Origin of the sequence: Desulfotignum balticum DSM 7044, from assembly GCF_000421285.1 — a bacterium.
In the GTDB taxonomy this organism is placed as follows: Bacteria; Desulfobacterota; Desulfobacteria; order Desulfobacterales; family Desulfobacteraceae; genus Desulfotignum; species Desulfotignum balticum.
In genome coordinates, this window is sequence record NZ_ATWO01000001.1 from 2,755,673 (window position 1) to 2,773,955 (window position 18,283).

Genomic DNA, 18,283 nt, shown 5'->3' on the forward strand with positions numbered 1-18,283 from the left:
CCCATATTCAATCCGAATTCACTCTGTCACGTTTGTATTTTGCCAACTCTCACCTTCGCGCCACTGTTCTTTCGTTCTGATTACCCGCGCCGGGTTACCGACAGCAATCGAATTGGGCGGAATACTCTTCGTCACAACACTGCCAGCCCCTATCACGCTGCTCTCGCCGATTATCACACCAGGCAGGATTATAGCATTCGCACCTATCCAGACGTGATCACCAATGACTATGTCGTCACCAACCAGTCGAGTTAAGTCATTTATATCATGGCCAGAGGCAAAAAAACAAACATTGGGGGCAAGATAAACATCGTTTCCTAATCTAATGTGATGGTTGCCGTGATAAGCTGGAAAAAACTGCACACCCCGATTGATCGCCACATCGTTACCTGCTTCGATCAGCCAGGGGAATTTAAGATAAATATTGTAATCGAAGAACACGTTTTTCCCGCAACGGCCCAACATAAGCCTGAACCCGAAGTTCCGGATAAACGGGGGCATCAAATTCAGAAAACACTGCACAAGATGCATGATGTAAGCGAAGGTCTGGTTGAAGATCCGCATGCGCACCTGGTTAGCCAGCAAAAATTCCTTGATTTTCCGCATCAATATTTTCACCCGCTAATCACTTGATCGAGCACTGAGCAAATGTGATCCACCTGTTCCGCAGTCAACTCAGCAAAAACTGGCAGGCGCACCAGCCGGGCGGAAAAGTCGTCAGTAACCTTGAGCGCCCCGTGTGCCCGACCATACAGCCGCCCGGCTGGGGCGCTATGCAAGGGCTGGTAGTGAAACACCGCATTGATCTCCGCCTTTTTCATCCCTTCCAGCACTATAGCCTGTTCTTTAGCTGAGTTCAGCAGGATATAAAACATGTGGGCGTTGTGTTTATATCCTTGAGGGATCACCGGCAGGCGTAACCGGCCGGCCTGTTCGAGGGGAAGAAGGTTCTGGCGGTATCGCTGCCAGGCTGCCATGCGCTGCCCGGTAATCTCTTCCGCCGATTCCAGTTGCGCCAGCAGAAATGCTGCCTGCAACTCACTGGGAAGATAAGATGATCCGACATCCACCCAGGTGTATTTGTCCACCTCTCCGCGAATGAACTTGGAACGGTTGGTTCCTTTCTCCCAGATGATCTCGGCCCGTTCAAACAGCCCGGGGTTATTGATCAGCAATGCACCACCTTCACCGGAAACGATGTTCTTGGTTTCATGGAAGCTCAGTGCCGCCAGATCTCCCATGCTGCCCAAGGGCGAACCGTTGATTTCTGACATCACCCCTTGCGCGGCATCCTCAATTAGCAGCAGGCCGGATTTCTTAGCGATCCGCTTCAGGCTGTCCATGTTGCAGCCGACCCCTGCGTAATGCACCGGGACGATGGCTTTGGTCTTGGATGTGACGGCACTTGCCACCTGCTCAGGGTTGATGTTCAAAGTCTCTGCCTCGATATCTACAAATACCGGAGTCGCGCCCCGCAAGACAAAGGCATTGGCGGTTGAAACAAAGGTGAACGAGGGCATGATGACTTCGTCTCCCGGCCCCACTTCAGCGAGTATGGCCGCCATCTCGAGCGCATCAGTGCATGAAGGGGTGAGCAGCACCTTGCCCGCCCCGATCATCATCTGCAATACGGCATGGCAACGTTTGGTGAATGCGCCGTTGCCAGCCAGACGACCGGTATTGATCGCTTCCTTGATGTATTCAAGCTCGCGTCCTGCACGCGGAGGAATGTTGAATCTGATCGGCATTTCGTGCTCTCCGTTTATTGAACTGTAAAGGGTCAAAGGTTGAAGACGATTATCCCGACAACGATAAGCGACATCGAGATATACTGTTTTTGAGTGAGATGTTCTTTCAGGAACATGTGCGACATGATCAGCACCAAGACGTGGATCAGCGCTGTACTCATGTAAACGAATGCCAGGGTGAGGTTGAGCAGCGCCAGGTAGCTCAAAATCGGTACAGCCAGAAAAGCTCCCAGCGCAGATGCCAAGTATATCTTTTTTTTACGCACGTAGTACATCCTGAACAACAACTGCCCAGCGGCTGTGAATAGCAGGGTGAAGAGCAAAGACACGAGAGATTCATGAAGGCTGATCATGGCGTGCTCCGCACAGATTCATCCGCTTCTGTCTCCGGCTTTTCGTCTCTCATTAAAACCAGAACACCCAGCGTTATGAGGAGAGTACCGATCAGCTTAGCAAACCCGATCTCCTCACCATAGAATGCGGAAAACACCAAAATCATGGGAAAAAACAGGCTGGTCAGCGGATAGGAATCAGACAGCCGGAAGCGTTTGTGGATTGCCGCCCAAAAAGCCACGCGCAGCAGGTTGATGAAAATGACCAAGGTGATAAATGCGGCGATCATCAAATAGGAGGCTTGCGCCATATCAGCCGCTTCTTTCAGCATGACTGCGCTGACAAGACTCAGTCCCACAGCCACACTGACCAGAAAAATAGCAAGTACGCGCTGGTTCACGCTTTTTCCTCCCAGCATGACAGATCCAACCCATAGTATTTTTCCAACTTGCGGTTCCAGGGGCGGAACATTGCATGCAAAGATGCCCTGAGCCCATCGGACAACTTACACCGCCCTCTCCCGGCAGAACCGACATTCACTCGCTCCCTCAGGCTGGGGGGGACAAAGTGAGACGTTATCCCTAACCGGTCATAGAGCGCGGATATCTCCGTTTGTTGGCCCATAAACTGCTCTGCCACGAGCAGAATTAATCGATCTTTTCCAAACAGTTTTTCCCAGTGCTCCAAGTATTGGGCATACTTGCCCCGCTCGGTATATTTATAAGGAGAGACAGAGGTGCCGACGGAGTGCCATGAATGCATGCGTGATGGCTCTTCGTTGATTGCTCGTTCAATGCCGTATGGTTCAAGGCCGTGATCCCTGGTGAAGCTGTAATGCGAGATGGCCCTCTCCACAGGGTCGCGCAATATAACCAGGATCGTCGCGTCAGGGACAGTTTGTCTGATCGCAAGCGCCGCTTCGTTACACTCTATATAAGATGTGCTTTTCTCACCCAGCCAGAAAACATCACCGGCATCCGAGAAATATTTCGTGTAATAGACGTCATAGCCTGAGCCAGCATTGGCTGGGTCCATGAAATATTTCGGCTCCGGCTTGATCGGCTTGGCCATGCATACTTCAGGATGCGCATCCAATATCTTGTAAAGGTAAGTAGTCCCGGATCGCTGGGCACCGATGATGAACAGATGCCTACTCATGAACAGCTTCCTTGACGTAATAAATTGCACCTCGGCTGGTCTGATTGATGAGTCTGACAAGATACTCACCAAGCATGCCAAGCACGAAGAGTGACATCCCATTAAAAAAAGAAAGCAAAACAACAACAGTTGCCCATCCAGGAACACTGGTGCCAGTAATTATCGTTCTTAACAGGTAAAAAAGAGCAAGGGCGAAACACAGCAACGATAAAACAAACCCCGCCCCGGTCACCAAACGTAAAGGAAAGGATGAATAGTTGAACAGTATCCGCATGACCAACTGAACAATTTTGATCCAGTTATAACCGCTTTTGCCAATCTTCCTTTGATGGTGTTCCACCATGACATTGCCTGGCTTTGAGCAAAACATCAAAACCAGCCCCGGTATGTAAGGGTAGCCGGTCTGGTAGCTGCAGATTCTCTCTACTACATCTCTGCGAATAATTCTAAAATTTGACAGAACGAGATCTTTGGGTTTGGCAAAAATTTTTCTATTCATATAGCCGATTATTTGGGTACCGATCTTTCTATGCGAAGCATGCATTTTTTTCCTGAATTGACCGAAAACGACATCATGCCCATGGCCATCATGAATTTTTTTAATGAGTTTATCAATCTCTTCCGGAGAGTTCTGCAGATCATCATCCATTGTAATGAGGTAATCGCCGGTTGCATGCTGAAACCCGCAAAAATTTGCCGTATGTTGGCCATAATTTTTCAGGAGATCAAACACCCTGATCCTTGCATTTCCGCGAGCCTTTTCCTTGAGAATGTCCCAACTTCCATCCGTACTTCCATCATTAACAAGAATCACTTCATAATCAAGGCTGCGAGACGTAAAAAATACAACAGTTCGATCAATCGTCTGGCCGACAATGCTTTCACTGTTGTAAACCGGTATAACAACACTATATTTCATAAATTTTCACTCAATATGGCGGCAACAAAGTGCCTTGATATCATCTGGTTTTATGTCAAAGGAAGAAATTCAGTAAACATCATTTACTTATGGGCAACTCTATATCCGATCGAAGCACCAGTTTCTCCTACAATATAAGTAATTTTATCAATTTCAGAAGACGATAATTGTTGATATTTACCTGTTGAATCAACTTTGCTCTCCAACTCATTATACATTTTCTCTGTAACTTGAATATCAAAATGGCTGGCAATTTCAGATAACAAGCTATCGTTATCTCTTGTAATTTTACACAATTCTTCGTAGCGAACCAGTTTGGTTTTAGTCTTTAAAATCGAAGTGTCCAAAAAATTTTGAACATTTTTTTTCCACACCCGGATTGGTCCGTATGGGTCTGAAAATTTTGCATGGAATTTTTTACCTTTGATAGATCGATACGTATCATAGGGGTCTCGAACCAGAAAAATAAATTTTGCACGAGGATATGCTTCGGAAAGTAATTTTATATGATTCAGGGCATTTGGTCTCACTTCTTTGAAACCCCATCGAGCACATCCTTTTTGCAAGGATTCCTCTTGATACAACGTTGTTAGAAAAGCACCAACTGCATCTCGCACGCGAGCATCAGACGGAGAGACCACTGGGATCCAATTCCCGACATTGTCAGAGAGACCTGCTTTCCTATTCCAAGCCACTTTTTTAAATTGATTTGTAGTTTTATGATACAAATCGGATAGTTGAGGTAAAAAGGTTGGCTCTCCCCATATATATATTTCACCTGAAGCATTAATTAATCGCTGAATTAATGTGCTGCCGGTCCGCCATGATGCCGCAAAAATAAAGCAAGGATATTCATTCTTCAAGGGGATAGGATAGTTTTCTATCCGTTGCTTACAAATTTCATCATTATAAGAACAGTTCATTTGATCTTGGATCTTATCACGCCAATTTTCTTTTCTTTTGTTTTGAATATATCGATTTTTAACATTCAGAAATAATTTTTGAAGACTTACCACCATTTTAGTTGTTCCATTTGTAATCCATATTCTTCGTTAAAACCACCCTTCATCGGCCTCGAACCTTCAAAGAGAGTTAATCTGCCATTTCCCATTCTTTTTTTGACTCAGACTTTTTTGCGCTTAATTGATTGCGTAACAAGGTTTCAAAATAATATGAAAGAACCTCTAAATTTTGATTTTGAAATCGCGTCGTTTTGTTAAAATTACTGGATTCAAGCATCTCATTATAAATTTTCTGATCTTTTTTCATTATTTTTTTTTTCAATTTTTTATTTTCTTTTGTAAGTTTAGACAATCTTTGGATAACCGTATTTGAAAGCCAAAAAGTGCTTACCCGATCTTCATGTCTATGTATTGGCCTACAAAATTCCAACAATTTTTTCTTTTCATTTAATTCTAAATTCAAATAATTAACCATACGTAAAAATTCTACGTCGTTAAAACTTAATCTGGGGTTGGAATCTACGATACCAGGTTTTTTCCATTCTTCAGGTTTTTTCATGCCTATTGTCTCTAAAAAATCGCTGATAATATCTTGATTTTTCCCCTGATATGCCCTGACATGCATTTTTCTGAATGAAAAAACATCGGCCCATTTTCGAACAACTTTATCAAAGGCCAAAGGGCTTGTTCTAATATTGAGTATATGTTCTACAAACTCATCGAAAGTCGATGTGATATTTCTGTGAGCTTTAACACCCTGATTGTAATCAGACTCGATCCAGTCATAGGGATTTCTCAAATAAATCAGGATTTCAATATGCTGAAAAATGCTCTTAAAATATGCCATTACTTCATGTGGATTTGTACCAAAAACAAACCCTTCTGAACTGATGATACAAGCTTCGGGTTTATAACTATTGAGTTCATATTGCAGCCCCTCGCTTATTATTTCAAGATCGTTTGAATGGCTTTTCAACCCTTCTTTTCTCATAATACGGGGAATGATATGGTGAGCTTTTATATCCAGCCCATTTGCAGGATATAAAACACCTTTTTCCAACAATAACTTTTGATTAAGAATTAAATTATCTTGAATCGCAGTGGTCGCAGTTTTAGGATATCCAATGTGTAAAAACAATTTGGTCATTTGTCAATTATATCTCTTGCAACGAATTTTAAATTCATCCAACTTGGCATCAAAATCAGAGATCTGCTGTATTTTTTTTTCAAATTGTTTCCAAGCATATTTATAAAGGTCCAAATCCATTCTATTATGCTCCATAAGGGAATTAAACCCCTTCTTCCCAATTTCATTTTCTAATCTTTCGATACGTTTCTCAGTTGTATCATCAAGTCTTTGATTCACGTTCTGAATCTTGTAGGAAAGATCAATGTCGGGAAAATAAGGACGTAGCACCTCTTCAAAAAGAACCATGCTTTCATCGAATTTTTCAACAAATCCGGTCATCATATTGTCATCTACCACTTTTTGTGCATTTTTCAAATCATTTGAATTTTCTTGTTTCTTCCAATTTGAGGGTAGTGGGATCAACTTGAACAAATGAAAATTTCGTATAGCTCTTGGGACATCGGGGCGTAACCGCCATTTTATATACTCTGACAAATCATGTGTCCGCGCAAATTTTGCCCCGAGTGTCTTGGCATTTATTTGTTTTTTTTCAAAAAAATAGACAGAGGTTACTCTTTCGATCGGGTGACGGAACATCATAATCATCAAAATTTTAACATTTTGAACCGTTGGCAGCGGGAGGCGTACATGATGACTTGAGAGTGCTGAAATATTTAAATTTTCTATCAGATATGGACCAAGATAGGCAGCCCCCTTTTTCATATTTTTATCATCTCTATGATCAATAAAGGCTTTGTTAAAATTCTTTTCAAGCGCCCAATCAATCGTTGAACCAGCATTTTTAAATGCATGGTTATGGAGTATTATGATCCGCTGGCTTGCCTCATTATTGTTCAGCCTGAGCTTTTCAGACAGTTGTTTGATTAATCCACCTGGTCTGTTTAAAATCACATCGATCAAAGTGAATAAAACTCCTTCATAATATTATCTAACTTCTGTTTAATTGCATCTTCTGAAAAATTTTGACTGCAGTATGTCAACCCCGCTTCTGATATTTGTTGCCAGAATTTTTGATCATTGACAAGATTCATTATTTTTTTGGCCATGGCTATAGGCTCATCTGCAATAATCAGATGCTTACCGTCAACAAAACCACACCCTTCGGCAGCTACGGAAGTAGCGACACAAGGGACACCGTAACTCAGGCTTGTGATCACCTTGCCTTTTGTACCGGCACCATATCTCAATGGCGCAACTGTCAGCAGACATGAGTTAAAAAGATCTGACAAATTTTTGACATATCCCTTGATAATGATATCCTCTGATGCCAACGCCTTTATCTCATCCGGCAGGGAACTGCCTGCAATTATGAATTTCCCACCATAAACAGGTCGAATCAGGGGCCATACGTCAGAAACAAAATACTTGACTGCATCGATATTAGGAGGATGTGCAAACCCTCCTATAAAAACAATATTCTCACGATTTTCAAAAGATGTTTTCGGCAACACCGGCATTTTTCTTACAATAGGCAAATGAACCAAATTGGCTTCAGGAACCATTTTCTTGACCAGTTCAATTTCATAGGTGCTGCGAAAAAATGAAATATTGCATTGTCTTATAATTTCTAATTCAAGTTTTCGCGTTTTTTCTGCCGTTTTGGTGATATGTTCTGACTTCAGTAACTTTGCTTCCCGTTCCTCCCGAAGATAGTGAAGATCTACTGTATCAAAAATAAGCTTGCTTTTCGAAGCACATGATAAGATGGTATTTAAAACGGATGCAGCTGTTTTAACTCTGCACAAAATTATAATATCAAAATTGGAAGCCATTTTCTTTGCAGCATCATTCACTGTTTTAATCCACGGTAAATACAGACACTCGATACCAATTCTTTGCAAATCTGCTGTATATTTGTCTCTGTAAACAGCATCAAACGGAATAAAACTGACATGGAAACCGATCTCTTTCAAAATCTTCATGTAGTTGAACGCATCCATGGAACCTGAATCTTTATCCGGAGTTGGTGTTGTGGCATCTATCATCAACACTTTTCCCCGAATGAACCGATTGACAGGTAGTTTCTCCGGATCTCTCGGTCCATATTTTTCAAGTGTTTCAATCCATTTGGAATAAAATTTACCTTTGTTTATGCGTTGATATTTTTTTGTTCCCGATCTTTCTGATTTTCCACTGCTGATGCCTTCAAAATGCACCACTGTGGACAACGGCTGGTACACAACTTTGTATCCAGAGTTTCTCACCTTAAACGCCAAATCAGTATCTTCATAATAGGCCGGCCGATACAATGTATCAAACCCCCCTATTTCATCCCACAATTCTGCCCTGATGGCCAAAGAAGCACCCGAGCAATAGTCAGCATCTCTGGCATAGTTGAATTTTGGATCAAATGAATCCTGAAGCCGCCCGTAATTCCATGCGCTGCCATCACAAAATACGATACCGCCCGCCTCCTGAAGGCGGCCTTCAGGATAAACCAGTTTAGATCCTGCCAACCCGATTTCCGGGGCATATTCAAACGTATTTATAAGTTCGTCCAGCCAATCTTTCATAACAATTGTGTCATTATTTAAAAAAATAAGATATTTACCATTAGCAATTTTGGCGGCATTGTTACAGTTTTCGATAAAACCCAGATTGGATTCATGGCGCAAATATCGAATACCTGGGAAATTCTGACGGAACAGAGCCTCTGTTTGATCTGTAGAGTTATCATCTGCAATAATAATCTCGTATTCATAACACCAATCAGATTCCATGATGGAATGAATACAAGCCAGAGTAAATCGGATTTGATTGTAAACAGGAATTATAATTGAGACAACAGGAAATCGAGGTGTTTTTGAAACGACCTCTTTCGACAGATCTTTTAAATCTTTGAAAAATTGCGTGGCCTGTTCTGATGTTAAAGCATCAGGGCGCTTAGAATCAGATGATTCAGGAAGACTATAACGGTCAATAATATTCAATTCCCGTTCGTTCAGAATATTTTTGTGAACTGTTTGTGCTATTTTTTTAAATTCATTAAATCGTTTCTTAATAACGGGATAGTTTTTTTTAGACTCCAGCAACAGTTTAAAAGATGTCTTTATACGCCTCAATGTTATAATTTGCATCAACAATTTTGTATTGGGCAAATACGTTAACACCGATGAAATTTGAGCTGAAGATTTTTCTGTTTGAGATTTATCATTTTCAATAGCTTCCAGAATTTTCTTTATTTCAACCATTTCTGCGGGAACTCCCTTTTTCCGCCCCCTTAAAACTCTACTTAGAAAAGCCAAGCCCCGGATAGATCGAGAATTAAAAAGAGCTGTGAGCCGGTCAGTCGTCTCTCTATGAAAATGTTTTAACTTGGCATTTTCTGACTCCAAACGGCTCTTCTCAATTTCCAATCCGGTATTTTCTGACTCCAAACGGCTCTTCTCAATTTCCAATCCGGTATTTTTTGACTCCAAACGGCTCTTCTCAATTTCCAATCCGGTATTTTTTGATTCCAAACTGTTCTTCTCAATTTTCAATCCGGCGTTTTCTTTTTCAATGTTTTTTATTTTTGTGTCAGCCAATTCAGCATTAACTCGACCAGACATCTGATTATACCAGTCACTTTGAATTTTAGATTGGGTCATTTTTTCGGTTGCTTTTTTAATTTCTTCGGCAGACGGACTATAAAAATCGGATCCATGCAATTTTTTAAACAAATTATACTGTTCAGGCGTAATTAAATCGGCAGCATCATTTGTTTCATCAAAATGGCAAAGCGCAGGATCAATGAAATTTTCAACTTCCTGCCTATTCAACTTATTCAACCCGGAGCCATTCGGCTGCTTGTTCAGAAAATTATAAATTCTTAATGTGTTTTCGTACGGCTTTTCAATAAACGCATTATAGGAAACTTCCATTTTCTTTTTTTTATCAAGGTTCTTGAGCAGAGTCAGATTATAAAATTCCCACAAACAAAGACTGTATTCCTCAGGCAAGCTATTTCTTTTTTGTAAAGACTTAGCAATTTGAAGTGGATGGCGAAGCACATGAACAAAGACGGGGTTTTCAAGCAGCTCAATCCAAAATGGAAGGGTTAGGCACATTCTTGGATCTTTAATAAACCAAGGACGATGCTGATTCATTTCCCGGAGTATTGTTTTTATATTTTTGGTTATAAACTCTAAATCCTTCGAAGGGATAGATGAAAAATCCAATGCGGCTACATCCCACCAGCTTCCACCCGCGGCTGCAAGAATATAATCATTCAATTCCTTAACATCATTTCTTTCCCAAAACCCTTTTGGATTGTCTGCGGCAGGTAACATTCTAAACGTTTCATATCCAAAAAAGCACCCCATCGACTCCAATAAACCTGAGATCATGGATGTACCGGAACGATGCATCCCTATAACAATTATCTGCATTTTTCCCTTTTAATTATTACACGTTCAAAAATAATTTCAAAAGCTATCGTATTATTTTTGGATATTCATGTTCATACCAACGCAAAAATTGATATCCAGAATACAACATAAAAATGGAAAACAACAAAATACCGCCAAGATAAATCAAATTTGGCAAATTATCTTTTAATAATATACTTCTGTATGAATCAACGAACCAAGCTATTGGATTTAACAACAAAAGAGATTTAACCCGTGGCTCCATATTAGATAGATCAAAAAAAATTCCAGATGAGAAAAATAACAACATCATACAATTTTCAATTATTTGCTTCAAATCCGGTATAATCGGAACCAGCGCGGCGCTCCAGAATGTTATTGATAATATGAATATCATTTGGCAAAACACCAAAACAAAAACTAAAAACCACTTAGGAGTTATCGGAATGCCATAAATGGCCAGAAAAATTAAAAGGATTGTAAAAATGATAAAAAATTTAAACGTATAAACAATAACATTGATGGACGGAAAAATATATTTAGGCAAGTTAACTTGCCTGATTAAATTGGCATTGGTAAGTAAGGCACTGCTCCCTCTGTTTATGCTTGTAGCGAACCATTTCCAAACCACAAGACCGGTCAGGAGAAATGGAACAAAATCAGGCCCTCCTCCCCTGAGCCCAACGGCAAAAACGATATAAAATATGGTCATGTACAAAACCGGTTCTAGTATCCACCATATTATGCCAAGAAAACCCCTTCGGATTTCAGCTTTCAGTTCTGCAATCGCACGATATTTGATTATTTCATACTGACTTTTCATATTGTCTTCTATGTATCAGATGGTTTTATACATTTTAGTATCACATCAATTTATTCAAATCATCGTTTTTTTCCAGCATGAATATGTTTCTGGTACTTTTCTACGACCTCATCCGGACTTCCCAGCATCTTACTTGTGCCATTTTCAATCCACACAACACGATTGCATAACTCTAAAATCGTATTTGCATTGTGTGAAACAATCACAACTGTTTTGTTAGAAGAAATCTTTTGGCGCAGTGCTGCTGCTGATTTTTCCTTGAACTCTTGATCACCAACCCCTAATACTTCATCAATTAAGATAATGTCAGGATCCGCGTAAAAAGCGACGGCAAATCCCAATCGTGCTCTCATTCCGGTAGAGTAAGTGTTTACAGGTTCGTCCATATAAGAGCCAAGACCGCTGAAATTAGCAACATCGGGTATCATGCGCTTCATTGTCTCAGGCTTGATGCCAAAAAGTAACCCACTCAATATGGCGTTCTCAGTTCCTGTAAGTTGCTGTACAAACCCTACCTGCAAGGAGAGCAGAGATATTTGGCAATCTGGTTTAGTCGTCATAATACCACGATCAGGAGTAATAATTCCCGATAACATTTGAAGCACAGTGCTTTTACCGGCTCCGTTCCTACCGATAACACCTAATGTTTCACCTTCATAAACATCAAAAGAGATATCTTTTAGGGCCCAAACCTTCTTTCTTCTAAAAAATCCTGATTTTACCTTATAGGCGGCACCAACATTTTTTAACTGGATAATTATTTTTTTTATATCAATTTCGGTCATTTTGATTTCTTTATCAGATCCAGGGCGTATCAAGCTGTTTAATACCGCCGAAGCAAAGAGAGCTTTGCATAACAATATCTTAAGTTTCGCTTGTTTGAATTTTGGTTTTGAGAATATCCGGGATACTTTTTTTTGATGAGGCTCATTACGGTACCAGAGCTCCATGGCTGTTTGCTTGTAGCGGGATCATGACAATCCCACCAGATCCAGGACGATCACATACCTGCTGATAACGCCCAGTATATTTTTTTTCTGCATTGCAGAAACAACGCCGGCGTTGAAACGCTGGGTCGACATGGGGGCCTGGATAATATGGGTATGATACCATCCCGTCTTTTTCAGGATATCAAGGTAGTCGTCTATGAGAATGCCGCCTTTATATCTTTCTTCTGCTGCAGGCGTATTTTGAAAATTCCGCCAGTCTGCATTGATAAAAGCCATTCGTGTCGTTTTCTTGGCATTTTGTTTCAGCAAAACAAAAAAGGCTTTGAGAAACGCAAGGTATTCTTTTTTGGGCAAACCGGAAATGCTTTTTTTATCATAGTCAGCCGCTTTTTTGTCAAAGTAAGGCGGGTCAAAAATGATCAGGTCAGGTTTTTCCTTTGCGCTCACAGGCCAGGAAAATTGTTGATCAGATGAAATGCCCCATGTAAAGGGTTCGATCTCAGGGCGGGTATCCGGCCGGTCCTTCATATCAAAGGCCCAGCACCTGCGGCCCATGGCAAGGCAGGTGTCCGGGGTCACGCCGCCTCCGGCCATGGGATCAGGCCAGCCGTGCTTCTCAGCCACCTGTGCAACGGTGAAGCCCCGGGACAAATCGGCATTTAGGGAATTTGCCAATACTGGCATTTTCCCTAAATGATAATGAATTGTTTTTTGATCTAACCCCATTCTTTTTGCGATCCTGTCCTGGGGGATGCCAAGACAGTGCATGCAGAATATCTTGATGTCTCTGCCCATCTGGTTCACAGCGCGAAGATCGGCTATATAAGCGTCCACAGCTTGCCTTGATCTCCCGATGGCTTTTCCGATATCCGCAGAGCTCAGCGGTAGGTGTTGGGTTATTTGGACTCTTGAATTCTTTTGAATGCAATGCGATAGACTTCCAAATCTTCTCGCTTATCAATAGAAATGACCTTAATAATCTGTTCAAAATCCTGGTATTCATACCGAAATGAACTCAACTTTCCAGGTCGGCACGTGTCAATCCTTCTGCGTTCAATAAATCATCTATATTAATACAAGATCGGCTGTTTTGTCTATTTTTTATTATTTCTGAAAGATAAACATGCTCCAGCAAGTCTTTAGCTTCTTCCATCCGCTCCCACTCCTCAAATGGAACAATTGCAGCAGTTTTATTTCCTGAAACATCTGTTACAAATTGTATTTCCATGATTTCCCCCCCATTATGCCTCAAAAGTTCACATAGAAAAATAACATCTGGATTGCAAATTGTCAATTTTGTGGGTTTTGGGTCAGTGCTGACGTATGAAGAAAAATAATAGTTGCTGGATATGACTCTGTTTCCACTTTTTTAACATTCGATTAATTGGTTTAAGTTTTATGTCAATCCCACCAGATCCAGGACAATCACATACCTGCTGATAACGCCCAGTATGTTTTTTTTCTGCATTGCAGAAACAACGCCGGCGTTGAAGCGCTGGGTCAAGTGCCTTGAACCGGTCATGATCATTTTTGCCTTCCAGGGCCAGAGACCAGACCATGGGATCAGGCGTTCGCAGTAATCCGATCAAAAGTTCTATGGCGCTTAACTGGTATAACTTTCAATCCATTGGTATAAATCGAGTGATTGCCGCCTTCTCTCAAGAGATAAAAGCCGTTCTGTTCAAAAAATTTCACAAGATCACGCCGTTTGACTGACACTTTCCACCTCCACCGGTAACTGTTCCATCAAACAGTTGGCCCGGGGAATTTCCATTTTTAATTCTTCATATGCTGTAACCATTTCCTGTAAAGCATCTTTTAACATCAAGCGACAATCTTCAAGAGTCTTACCTTCTGTAATCACCTCGGGCCATTCCAAAAGTTGACCCATGTAGCCGTTTTCCAGCTTAGTATACTTGGCTGTATAGGTTATCAACATGTTTATCCTCCATGTGTTCAGGTTACTCCGTCACTTGCTCCGCCATCTGATATTTCACCATCTCCGCTTTGATCTCACCTAAGCCGGTACTGTTCTCCCATGTTCAGGTCCGGCCGGGCGTTGGGAAAAGGCGTACGCGCTGTGGTTGGTCTTTAAGCATTCACGCACAACGGCCTGACAGACATTTCAATTTCCGATCCCTTGCTTTCCCTGGTAATTTTCAGATCATAAGTCTGCTGGAGGTTCATCCAGAACTCGGCAGAGGTTCCAAAATATCTGCTCAGACGTAAGGCCGTGTCAGAGGTAACCCTTCTTCTTTCATTCAGTATTTCTGTAATTCGGTTGGCAGGAACACCCAAGTCTTTAGCAAAGGCACTGGCTGATAAATTCAAGCCGTCCAATTCTTCTCGTAATATTTCTCCGGGATGGACCGGAGGCATCTTATTTTCCATGACTTAACTCCTCAATGATTCTTTTGAGCCGGGTGGAGGTGGCGCCCGAAAACAGTTCCCACACTTCCGGCTATGCATAGATTTTATTATAATATTTTTGGATTTCATTCCAAAATAAATATACTATTTTTGATTTAATATAACGGGCCCTGTAAATATCTAAGGGTCAGGGGTGGGGGTCTGCGTTATTGTTATTGGGGAGTTTTAAATATTAAGTGTTAAGTGGGCCGGGTTTTTGGGGTTATTCGTTGTGGTTGTAGACGGGGTAGCCGGCCTGGTGGCAGAGTTGGTCTTTCTGGGCCTGGGCCAGGTCGTGCCGGGTCATTTCTTTGACCAGGGTGTTGAAGGTGATTTTCGGGGTCCAGCCAAGGTTCCGGCGGGCTTTGGTCGGGTCTCCGAGCAGGGTGTCCACTTCCGTGGGGCGGAAATACCGGGGGTCGATGGCCACGATGGTTTTGTTGGTGGCAGAATCGATCCCGATTTCATCGATGCCAGTGCCCTGCCACTGGAGAGGGTCATGCCCAGTTCGGCAGCGCACAGGTCCACAAATTCACGGACCGAGTGCTGCTCACCTGTGGCAATGACATAGTCATCCGGGAACTCCTGCTGGAGCATGAGCCATTGCATCTCCACGTAGTCTTTTGCGTGGCCCCAGTCGCGTTTTGCGTTGAGGTTGCCCAGGTACAGGCAGTCCTGGGGGTGTGGTCAGGCCTGCGTTATTGTAGTTATTGGGGGGGAAAGTTTTAAGTTTTAAGTTTTAAGTTTTAAGTTTTAAGTAGACGGTGGGGTTTCAAGGAAATTTACGGTAAATATCTTTCCGATGAAGCGCACGAACAAAGATAACTGCAGTTTCAGATTCAACAGACACTATTTTAATGCCAATTCGGAAATTCCCGGTACGAATTCGATAATAAATGTTTTCATTTGTCAATTTTTTTAAATCAGTAATATCCAAAATATTTTTGGCTTTCTCAACTTCCTGGATAACTTCTTTAACCCGCTGTGTGAAATCAGAATCATTTTTCCGCTTTTTTAAATCTCCAGCAAAACTTTTTTTAAAAATTGTTTTCATAAAGAAGCTATCGAACGCTTATCATCAAGAATTTGAAAAATTTCGTCTCTTTCCACAACTTCTGAATCTTCGCCTTCCTGAATAGCCTTGACCAGTAGAATATCTTCCATCACGTCCTGGAGTATATCATAGACAAGGTCCTTTCTTTCTTCCATGGCTTCAATGATTGCTTTTTTAAAAAGGTCTTTTATTTTTTTTTCATCTATCAATGTCTGCATGACGGATCTCCCGAAAAAGTTTGTTGCGTTCATTACAATGATAATCTTTTGGGATATGTATTGCAATCCGTTTGTGGGGGGTTAGTTTTAAGTTTTAAGTTTTAAGTTTTGGGTATAGCACCGCTCTGTCGGTTACATGGCGGGAGGATGTATCCGATGAGGGGTGGTGCATTACAGAATGGGTTGTATATAATATTCATGAGGGGGTTGTAAATAGGGGAAACTACCTATTGGGGAGTTCAAAGCAACTGGATTCGGATACGGCCCGCGCCCTGGAGCATTTTCTGGATTTCAACGGGCAGGTAGAGCTGGCGGTTGCCTGTGATGCGTTTTCCTTTACGTTCGTCGGGCGATCAGCAGGGTTCTGCCGGGGTCTTCCTGGGCGGCCGGGGTGGATTCAAAATCGTACCAGTCGGCATTTAAAAAAGCCAGGGAAGCTCCGGGGTTGGTGTTTTCATGGGCCAGGAGGAAAAAATCCTTAAAAAACGCTTCATACTCCTTTTTTATAAAGATTTTAAGTAGACGGGATGGGGTCAGGGCCTGCCACCCATCTGTATTTCATCAAGCAGTTCTGGATGATTATCCAGGAGTTTAAACAAATTGGTAACTGATTGAAGTGGTTTGGTCTTACCTCGCTCGTAACGGGAAAATGCATTTGGCCCTCCCCCTGTGAGTAATGCGGCTTGTTGCTGAGTCAGTTTCAATTTTTTACGAATTCTTGCCAGTTCAGTCGCTTCTTTTTTGTCAACTTCTTTGGCAAGTTGCTTTATGGCCTCAGCAAAGCGAACACCCTCACCTGCCTCGAATTCCACTTCCCTGCAATTGGAACAGTGCCACCCCTTGATCACTGAATCACAATCGACCCATCCTGCCCGGTTTTTGGAATTATTCGTTGTGGTTGAAGACGGGGTAGCCGGCCTGGTGGCAGAGTTGGTCTTTCTTGGCCTGGGCCAGGTCGTGTTGCGTCATTTCTTTTACCAGGGTGTTGAATGAGGTTTTCGGGGTCCAGCCCAGGTTCCGGCGGGCTTTGGCCGGGTCTCCGAGCAGGGTGTCCACTTCCGTGGGGCGGAAATACCGAGGGTCTATGGCCACGATGGTTTTGTTGGTGGCAGGATCGATGCCGATTTCATCGATGCCCGTGCCCTGCCACTGGAGGGTCATGCCCAGTTCGGCCGCGCACAGTTCCACAAATTCACGGACCGAGTGCTGCTCGCCCGTGGCAATGACATAATCGTCCGGGAAGTCCTGCTGGAGCATGAGCCATTGCATCTCCACGTAGTCTTTTGCGTGGCCCCAGTCGCGTTTTGCGTTGAGGTTGCCCAGGTACAGGCAGTCCTGCAACCCTAAGTGGATGCGGCACAGGGCCCGGGTGATCTTGCGGGTGACAAAGGTTTCGCCCCGCAGCGGGGATTCGTGGTTGAACAAAATGCCGTTGCAGGCGTACAGGTTGTAAGCTTCCCGGTAGTTTATCGTGATCCAGTAGGCGTAGAGCTTGGCGGCCGCGTAGGGGGACCGGGGGTAGAACGGGGTTTTTTCGGTCTGGGGGGTTTCCTGGACCTTGCCGTACAGTTCGGATGTGGAGGCCTGGTAGAACCGGGTTTTGTTTTCCAGGCCCAGGAGCCGGATGCCTTCCAGGAGGCGCAGGGTGCCGAGGGCATCGGTGTCTGCCGTGTATTCCGGGGATTCAAACGACACCTGGACATGGCTCTGGGCTGCCAGGTTGTAGACCTCGTCGGGCTGGACCTGCTGGAGGATGCGGATCAGGTTGGTGGCATCCGTGAGGTCGCCATAGTGCAGGATCAGGTGGCGGTCGGTCTGATGCGGGTCCTGGTACAGGTGGTCGATGCGGTCCGTGTTGAACAGGGAGGCCCGGCGTTTAATGCCGTGGACTTCATAGCCTTTTTCGAGCAGGAATTCGGCGAGGTAGGCGCCGTCCTGGCCGGTTATTCCGGTTATTAATGATTTTTTCATAAAAGTTTTAAGTGTTCAGTTTTAAGTTTTAAGTTGGTTTCTTATGGAGGTTATGAGGCCTTGGAGCATGGCGGATATTTCTTTCAGCTCAGGGATGAGCTGGTTTGTTTTGGATGATGATATAAGGTTGATGCGCTGGGCGATGTAGAGTTGGGTTCTGAGTTCTGCGGCTGAGCCTCTGGCGATGTTCAGGAAAACGAAGTATAAGCCACCCATTCCTCCCTTTCTTAAAACTTAAC

The 18,283-nt window shown here is 43.0% G+C and carries 24 protein-coding genes and 1 pseudogene; all 25 read right to left on the reverse strand.

Translation table 11 applies throughout. The features are described 5' to 3' along the window. Window positions 1-18: 18 nt before the first annotated feature. The gene (locus tag K365_RS26655) at window positions 19-606 is read right to left on the reverse strand and encodes an acyltransferase (RefSeq protein WP_024335028.1); all 588 of its coding nucleotides are present in this window, start codon (window positions 604-606) and stop codon (window positions 19-21) included. A gap of 8 nt (window positions 607-614) precedes the next feature. Beyond that, window positions 615-1,748, reverse strand: a complete 1,134-nt coding sequence (gene rffA, locus K365_RS0113730; protein ID WP_024335029.1) for a dTDP-4-amino-4,6-dideoxygalactose transaminase — start codon at window positions 1,746-1,748, stop codon at window positions 615-617. A 32-nt stretch (window positions 1,749-1,780) separates the two neighbouring features. Continuing rightward, window positions 1,781-2,101, reverse strand: a complete 321-nt coding sequence (locus K365_RS0113735) for an EamA family transporter (RefSeq protein WP_024335030.1) — start codon at window positions 2,099-2,101, stop codon at window positions 1,781-1,783. Next, window positions 2,098-2,481, reverse strand: a complete 384-nt coding sequence (locus K365_RS0113740; protein WP_156887725.1) for a hypothetical protein — start codon at window positions 2,479-2,481, stop codon at window positions 2,098-2,100. The genes K365_RS0113735 and K365_RS0113740 overlap by 4 nt, the downstream gene beginning before the upstream one ends. Further along, window positions 2,478-3,239: a sulfotransferase family protein gene (locus K365_RS0113745; protein ID WP_024335032.1), complete on the reverse strand. Its 762-nt coding sequence runs from the start codon at window positions 3,237-3,239 to the stop codon at window positions 2,478-2,480. The genes K365_RS0113740 and K365_RS0113745 overlap by 4 nt, the downstream gene beginning before the upstream one ends. Next, complete coding sequence (locus K365_RS0113750) at window positions 3,232-4,158, reverse strand: glycosyltransferase family 2 protein (RefSeq protein WP_024335033.1); 927 nt, start codon at window positions 4,156-4,158, stop codon at window positions 3,232-3,234. Before K365_RS0113750 ends, K365_RS0113745 begins: the two co-directional genes overlap by 8 nt. 83 nt (window positions 4,159-4,241) lie before the next feature. Next, complete coding sequence (locus tag K365_RS0113755) at window positions 4,242-5,177, reverse strand: sulfotransferase family protein (protein WP_024335034.1); 936 nt, start codon at window positions 5,175-5,177, stop codon at window positions 4,242-4,244. A gap of 73 nt (window positions 5,178-5,250) precedes the next feature. Continuing rightward, a complete protein-coding gene (locus K365_RS0113760) occupies window positions 5,251-6,267 on the reverse strand; it encodes a hypothetical protein (protein ID WP_024335035.1) in 1,017 nt (338 codons plus the stop codon). Window positions 6,268-6,270: 3 nt separating this feature from the next. Next, window positions 6,271-7,170: a sulfotransferase family 2 domain-containing protein gene (locus tag K365_RS0113765; protein ID WP_024335036.1), complete on the reverse strand. Its 900-nt coding sequence runs from the start codon at window positions 7,168-7,170 to the stop codon at window positions 6,271-6,273. After that, window positions 7,167-10,640: a glycosyltransferase gene (locus K365_RS26660; protein ID WP_024335037.1), complete on the reverse strand. Its 3,474-nt coding sequence runs from the start codon at window positions 10,638-10,640 to the stop codon at window positions 7,167-7,169. Before K365_RS26660 ends, K365_RS0113765 begins: the two co-directional genes overlap by 4 nt. A 43-nt stretch (window positions 10,641-10,683) precedes the next feature. After that, complete coding sequence (locus K365_RS0113775; protein WP_024335038.1) at window positions 10,684-11,442, reverse strand: ABC transporter permease; 759 nt, start codon at window positions 11,440-11,442, stop codon at window positions 10,684-10,686. Window positions 11,443-11,501: 59 nt separating this feature from the next. Next, window positions 11,502-12,392, reverse strand: a complete 891-nt coding sequence (locus tag K365_RS0113780; RefSeq protein WP_245569176.1) for an ABC transporter ATP-binding protein — start codon at window positions 12,390-12,392, stop codon at window positions 11,502-11,504. A 21-nt stretch (window positions 12,393-12,413) separates the two neighbouring features. Next, the gene (locus K365_RS0113785) at window positions 12,414-13,067 is read right to left on the reverse strand and encodes a hypothetical protein (RefSeq protein ID WP_211221122.1); all 654 of its coding nucleotides are present in this window, start codon (window positions 13,065-13,067) and stop codon (window positions 12,414-12,416) included. A gap of 340 nt (window positions 13,068-13,407) precedes the next feature. Further along, on the reverse strand, window positions 13,408-13,620 hold the full coding sequence (locus K365_RS0113795; RefSeq protein ID WP_024335041.1) for a hypothetical protein: 213 nt from the start codon (window positions 13,618-13,620) through the stop codon (window positions 13,408-13,410). 168 nt (window positions 13,621-13,788) lie between these two features. Next, complete coding sequence (locus K365_RS29115; RefSeq protein WP_281167785.1) at window positions 13,789-13,920, reverse strand: hypothetical protein; 132 nt, start codon at window positions 13,918-13,920, stop codon at window positions 13,789-13,791. Between the two features lie 35 nt (window positions 13,921-13,955). Then, on the reverse strand, window positions 13,956-14,111 hold the full coding sequence (locus K365_RS28760) for a type II toxin-antitoxin system HicA family toxin (protein WP_337833241.1): 156 nt from the start codon (window positions 14,109-14,111) through the stop codon (window positions 13,956-13,958). After that, window positions 14,092-14,331, reverse strand: coding sequence for a type II toxin-antitoxin system HicB family antitoxin (locus tag K365_RS0113805; protein ID WP_024335042.1), 240 nt, complete (start codon window positions 14,329-14,331; stop codon window positions 14,092-14,094). The genes K365_RS28760 and K365_RS0113805 overlap by 20 nt, the downstream gene beginning before the upstream one ends. Window positions 14,332-14,483: 152 nt before the next feature. Then, window positions 14,484-14,783: a HigA family addiction module antitoxin gene (locus K365_RS0113810; protein WP_024335043.1), complete on the reverse strand. Its 300-nt coding sequence runs from the start codon at window positions 14,781-14,783 to the stop codon at window positions 14,484-14,486. Window positions 14,784-15,024: 241 nt separating this feature from the next. Further along, window positions 15,025-15,321 carry a GDP-mannose 4,6-dehydratase gene (locus tag K365_RS25785; RefSeq protein WP_024335044.1) on the reverse strand — a complete coding sequence of 99 codons (297 nt, stop codon included), beginning with the start codon at window positions 15,319-15,321 and terminating at the stop codon, window positions 15,025-15,027. 26 nt (window positions 15,322-15,347) lie between these two features. Further along, window positions 15,348-15,470 (reverse strand): annotated as a pseudogene (locus K365_RS28765) (GDP-mannose 4,6-dehydratase); the annotation flags it as partial. Between the two features lie 103 nt (window positions 15,471-15,573). Continuing rightward, on the reverse strand, window positions 15,574-15,855 hold the full coding sequence (locus K365_RS0113820; protein WP_024335045.1) for a type II toxin-antitoxin system RelE family toxin: 282 nt from the start codon (window positions 15,853-15,855) through the stop codon (window positions 15,574-15,576). Continuing rightward, window positions 15,852-16,073 carry a hypothetical protein gene (locus tag K365_RS0113825; protein ID WP_024335046.1) on the reverse strand — a complete coding sequence of 74 codons (222 nt, stop codon included), beginning with the start codon at window positions 16,071-16,073 and terminating at the stop codon, window positions 15,852-15,854. The genes K365_RS0113820 and K365_RS0113825 overlap by 4 nt, the downstream gene beginning before the upstream one ends. Before the next feature lie 533 nt (window positions 16,074-16,606). After that, window positions 16,607-16,921 (reverse strand): type II toxin-antitoxin system MqsA family antitoxin, encoded by a 315-nt coding sequence (locus tag K365_RS0113830; protein ID WP_084489839.1) that lies wholly within the window; start codon window positions 16,919-16,921, stop codon window positions 16,607-16,609. Window positions 16,922-16,958: 37 nt separating this feature from the next. Then, window positions 16,959-18,044: a GDP-mannose 4,6-dehydratase gene (gene gmd / locus K365_RS0113835; RefSeq protein WP_024335048.1), complete on the reverse strand. Its 1,086-nt coding sequence runs from the start codon at window positions 18,042-18,044 to the stop codon at window positions 16,959-16,961. Between the two features lie 21 nt (window positions 18,045-18,065). Continuing rightward, entirely contained in the window at window positions 18,066-18,260 is a 195-nt protein-coding gene (locus K365_RS0113840; RefSeq protein WP_024335049.1) for a four helix bundle protein, read from the reverse strand. Window positions 18,261-18,283 lie beyond the last annotated feature (23 nt).